General features: G+C 62.4%; 1 pseudogene. It reads right to left on the reverse strand.

Annotation, left to right across the window (positions count from 1 at the left end):
• Positions 1-1,208: pseudogene (locus V6C07_RS01320) on the reverse strand (response regulator); the annotation flags it as partial.

Here is a 1,208-nt window from a genome sequence, read left to right on the forward strand (position 1 = left end):
GCAAGGCCCAGAATCTGGGGCAGGGCCGTGAGATCGGGCAGACGCGAAGAAGTCCCACTTGACGCGGGCCAAGCCTGGTCTGAACCGAAAAGATCGGGCAGGGGCGAAGAAGGAGCATCCGCACCCTTTGCGCCCGGCAGCAAGTCTTCCAGCGGACTGGCCTGGGCCGTAAGATCCTCTGCTCCGGCAAGATCTGCGGAGGGCAGGTCGTCATGGCTTTCATGACCGTCGCCGGCGTCGGCCTGGGCGTTCCGGCTTTCCGTATTTTCTTCGGAAGCGCCCGGCAGGGAAATGCCGGCCTCCTCCAGAATTTCCTGCACTGTGGCCGCAAAAACGGTTTTATCAACAGGTTCCAGCAAGGCATGCGTGTATCCGGTATCGGCCAGAGCGTCCCATCGGCTGTCGTCGGCAGTGACGGCCAAAGCCTTGCAGAAGGGCAGGCCAGCCTTCACAGCCTGATTTTTAAAGCGCTCAAGCACGTCGCACGCCGCCGAACCATCCACAGGCTCATGCTCCACAAGCAGCAGGGCGGGATTTTCCCGATTCAGTTCCAGAGCTTCGCGCACGGTGCGCGCCTCTGTGCTCGGCAGCCCCATGCCCGCCACCATATGGGCAAAACCCTGACGCTCCACGGCCCCGTCCGCCACAACGACCACATGGGGCCGCAGTTCTTCGGGAGCAGAGGCATCCTGCTCCAGCGGCTTAAGACGAAGGGTAAAAGAAATGCTCGTCCCCTGGGGCGTGCATTCCACATTCAAGTAACAATTGTTGGTTCCGGCCAGTTCCCAGGCACGCGCCAGAGCAAGAGTGGAGCGGTTGCGCGGCGGAATGCCCGCGCCCGTGTCGGTCACCGTAAAAAGCAGGTGGCCTGGGTCTGGGCTTTCAGGCACGCGCCGCACCGAAAGATGCACAGCCCCGCGCGAGGTGGCCCGCACGGCGCTTTCAAGCAGAAGACACAGGGTTTCGCGCAGGGTCTGCGCCTGTCCCTCATACATATGCCCCAACAGGGGAGGCATATACCACGCAAGGCCAATGCCCGCATTCTCGGCAGCGGCACTGACGGCATCGTGCGCCTCGCGCACCATGTGCTGCAGATTGAACGCGGTGCGTGTTTCGCCTATGCGGCTCTGCTCAAGCCCTTTGCCGGGATTGTCCAGTGCATGGGCCATATCGGCGGCGGCCTCAAGCATATTTTCGGCGTACTGCCG

It is taken from the genome of Desulfovibrio sp. 1214_IL3152, assembly GCF_036763055.1.
Taxonomy (GTDB): domain Bacteria; phylum Desulfobacterota; class Desulfovibrionia; order Desulfovibrionales; family Desulfovibrionaceae; genus Desulfovibrio.